Source organism: Streptomyces alkaliphilus (genome assembly GCF_014141535.1).
GTDB lineage: Bacteria > Actinomycetota > Actinomycetes > Streptomycetales > Streptomycetaceae > Streptomyces > Streptomyces alkaliphilus.
Genome location: NZ_VKHT01000485.1, coordinates 1 through 3,852, shown reverse-complemented (window position 1 = coordinate 3,852; position 3,852 = coordinate 1). Strand labels below are relative to the sequence as shown.

At 70.8% G+C, this 3,852-nt stretch carries 2 protein-coding genes; both read right to left on the bottom strand.

Annotation, left to right across the window (positions count from 1 at the left end; all coding sequences use genetic code 11):
- Window positions 1-32 precede the first annotated feature (32 nt).
- Window positions 33-1,709 (bottom strand): SLC13 family permease, encoded by a 1,677-nt coding sequence (locus FNQ90_RS15375; RefSeq protein WP_182606902.1) that lies wholly within the window; start codon window positions 1,707-1,709, stop codon window positions 33-35.
- A gap of 195 nt (window positions 1,710-1,904) precedes the next feature.
- Window positions 1,905-3,852 (bottom strand): 1,4-alpha-glucan branching enzyme (glgB, locus tag FNQ90_RS15370; RefSeq protein WP_182606901.1); only part of this gene is annotated, 1,948 nt, incomplete at its 5' end.

Genomic DNA, 3,852 nt, shown 5'->3' with positions numbered 1-3,852 from the left:
GGGAGGGGGAGGTCGGGAGAGGGGAACGGGAGTCAGAAGACGATGCCCATCGCCCAACCGCCGAGCAGCAGTGTCATCAGCGTGATCAGCACGACGCCGATGAGGTTGAGCCACAGACCCGCGCGGACCATCTGGGCCATCGTGACGTGGCCCGAACCGAACACGATCGCGTTCGGCGGGGTCCCGACCGGCAACATGAAGCTGCAGGTGGCGGCCATGGCGGCGGGAACGGCCAGCAGCAGCGGGTCCACCGCGATGCCGACCGCGACGGCGGCCAGGACCGGCAGGAAGGTGGAGGCGGTGGCGGTGTTGCTGGTCAGTTCGGTGAGCAGCAGGATGATCAGACAGACCGCGGCGATGAGCAGGATGACCGGCAGCGCGCCCAGGCCGTCCATCTTCGTGCCGATCCAGGCCGCGAGACCGGTCTCCTGCACCGCCTTCGCCAGCGCCAGACCGCCGCCGAACAGCAGCAGCACGCCCCACGGCACCCCGTTCTGCACGGTCCGCCAGTCCATCGTCTGCACCCCGCGCCGGGCGTCGACCGGGATCAGGAAGAGCGCGACGACGGCGGTGATCGCGATCGAGGTGTCGTCCAGGTGGGCCATGAAGGGCAGCACGGAGGTGAGCGCGTCCCACTCGGTGAGCGGCTCGCGGAAGACCCACAGCAGGGCGGTGCAGGCGAAGACGGTCAGCACGGTCCACTCGCCCCGGGACATCGGGCCCAGGTCGTCCAGCTCGCGCTGGATGACCTCGCGGCCGCCCATGACGTCGCTCAGCCCGGTGGGATAGGCGATCCGGGTCAGGAACAGCCAGGCGATGACGAGGAAGATCGCCGAGAGCGGCACGCCCAGCATCATCCAGTCGGCGAAGCCGATGGAGATGCCGTAGCTCTCCTCCATGATGCCGCTCATGATCAGGTTGGGCGGGCTGCCGATGAGGGTGGCCAGACCGCCGATGGTGGCGGCGTAGGCGATGCCGAGCATCATGCAGACGGAGAAGTTGCGCACGTCCCGGTCGGCGGCGGTGTTCGGGGAGGCCGGGAGGGTCGCGGTCGCGGTGGTTCCGCCGTCCTTCCCGGCGGCGGTGCCGGTGCCCGTCCCGGTGTCCTGCGCGGTGTCCTGAGCGGTGTCCGCGTCGGCGGTTCGGCGGGCCATCACCAGGGCCAGCACGCTGGTGCCGATCGGCAGCATCATCAGGGTGGTGGCGGTGTTGGACACCCACATGCTCAGGAACCAGGTGGCGGCCATGACGCCGAACATCAGCTGTTTGGGTCTGGTGCCGATGGCGCGCATCGTGAGCAGGGCGATCCGCCGGTGCAGGTTCCACTTCTGCATGGCCAACGCGATGACGAAGCCACCCAGGAAGAGGAAGACGATCGGGTTCGCGTAAGGGGCGGCGGCCTCCGCGACCGGGAAGATCCCCAGCAGGGGGAGGGCCACGATCGGCACCAGGGAGGTGGCGGCCAGTGGCAGCGCCTCGGTCATCCACCACACGGCGACCAGGACGACCAGGGCCAGTGAGGTCCGCGCGGCGGTGGACAGGTCCGGGTCGGCGGGGATCAGATGGTAGGCCGCCAGGGCCAGCACCGGGCCGAGGATTCGGCCCAGCCGAATCCGTCGTTGGGGAAGGTGTTCCTCCGTGGCCCCGGGGCGGGGGCCCGCGTCGTGCCGTGCCCGCGCCTCCGCGGTCGGCGTCTCCGTCGTCGCCATGACTCATCCTCCGAAACGTTCCGGCCATCTCGCGGTAACCGGTGGGTTCGGTGAATGTGGCACGGCTCACGGGGGCTGTCGCGCTTTTGTTCGTAAGGGTCGTGAACGGCGGCCCCCGCTCCCGCCGGTCGGTGCCGGGGGGCGGGGGCCGCGGTGCCGGGAAGCCCGGCAGCGGCGCCGGGAGAGCGGTCGGGGTCAGGTCGCGGGGCCGAGCCAGACGGTGGCCAGCGGCGGCAGGGTCAGCACCAGACTGGTGGAGCGCCCGTGCCACGGGGTGTCCTCGGCCTTGAGGACGTCCGGGTTGTCGATGCCGCTGCCGCCGTAGCGCTCGTCGTCGGTGTTGAGGATCTCCTCCCAACGCTCCACATCGTCCGGCACGCCCACCCGGTAGTCGAAGCGCACCACGGGGGAGAAGTTGCACACGGCCAGCAGCGGCGTGCCGTCGGCGGCGTACCGGGCGAAGACCAGCACGTTGTCCTCGGCCGCGTTGGCCTCCATCCAGGAGAAGCCGGCCGGCTCGGTGTCCCGCTCCCACAGCGCCGGGTGGTCGCGGTAGACGTGGTTGAGGTCGCGCACCAGGTGCTGCACCCCCCGGTGGTCCGGCGCGGCGGGCCAACCCGGGTCGAGGACCCACCACTGCGGGCCCTCCTCCTCCGACCATTCGGCGCCCTGGGCGAACTCCTGTCCCATGAAGAGCAGTTGCTTACCGGGATGGGCCCACATGTACCCCAGGTAGGCGCGGTGGTTGGCCCGCCGCTGCCACCAGTCGCCGGGCATCTTGGAGACCAGCGCGCCCTTGCCGTGCACCACCTCGTCGTGCGAGATGGGCAGCACGTAGTTCTCCGAGTAGGCGTAGACCATGGAGAAGGTCAGCTCGCCGTGGTGGTGGACCCGGTGCACCGGGTCCTTCGACATGTACACCAGGCTGTCGTGCATCCAGCCCATGTTCCACTTGAAGCCGAAGCCCAGCCCGCCGACGCCGTCGACGCCGGTCTCGTGGGTGGCCCGGGTGACGCCGTCCCACGCGGTGGACTCCTCGGCGATGGTCACCACGCCGGGACAGCGCCGGTAGACGGTGGAGTTCATCTCCTGGAGGAAGCGCACCGCGTCGGGGTTGTCCCGCCCGCCGAACTCGTTCGGCGACCACTGCCCCTCCTCGCGCGAGTAGTCGAGGTAGAGCATCGAGGCGACCGCGTCCACCCGCAGCCCGTCGACGTGGAACTCCTCGCACCAGTACACGGCGTTGGCGACCAGGAAGTTGCGCACCTCGCGCCGACCGTAGTCGAACTCCAGGGTGCCCCAGTCGGGGTGCTCGGCGCGCAGCGGGTCGGGGTGCTCGTAGCACGGGGTGCCGTCGAAGCGGGCCAGCGCCCACTCGTCCTTCGGGAAGTGGGCCGGCACCCAGTCGATGATCACGCCGATTCCGGCCCGGTGCAGCGCGTCCACCAGGGCGCGGAACTCGTCGGGGGTGCCCAGCCGGGCGGTGGGTGCCCAGTAGCCGGTGACCTGATAGCCCCAGGAGCCGCCGAAGGGGTGCTCGGCCGGCGGCATCAGCTCCACGTGGGTGAAGCCCATCTCCTTGACATAGGCGGGCAGTTGCTCGGCCAGTTCACGGTAGCCCAGCCCCGGCCGCCAGGAGGCGGGGTGCAGTTCGTAGATCGACATCGGGGCGGAGTGGGCGGGGCGTCGGTCGCGTTCGGCCATCCACCGGGCGTCGCCCCACTCGTACCCGGACTCCTCGACGATCGAGGCGGTGGCCGGCGGGCACTCGGTGCCCCGGGCCATCGGGTCGGCCCGCAGGGTGTGGGTGCCGTCGGCGCCGCAGACGTCGAACTTGTAGCGGGTGCCGGCCCCGACGCCGGGGACGAAGAGCTCCCACACCCCGCTGGAGCCCAGCGAGCGCATGGGGAAGGCGGTGCCGTCCCACAGGCAGAAGTCCCCGGTGACGCGGACCCCCCGGGCGTTGGGCGCCCACACCGCGAACCGGGTTCCGGTCACCCCCCGGTGGGTCATCACCCGCGCGCCCAGCGCGTGCCACAGCTCCTCGTGCCGCCCCTCCGAGATCAGGTACAGGTCCAGGTCACCGAGGGCGGGCAGGAAGGAGTACGGGTCGGCGGTGACGATCTCCGTCCCCGTCCCGTCC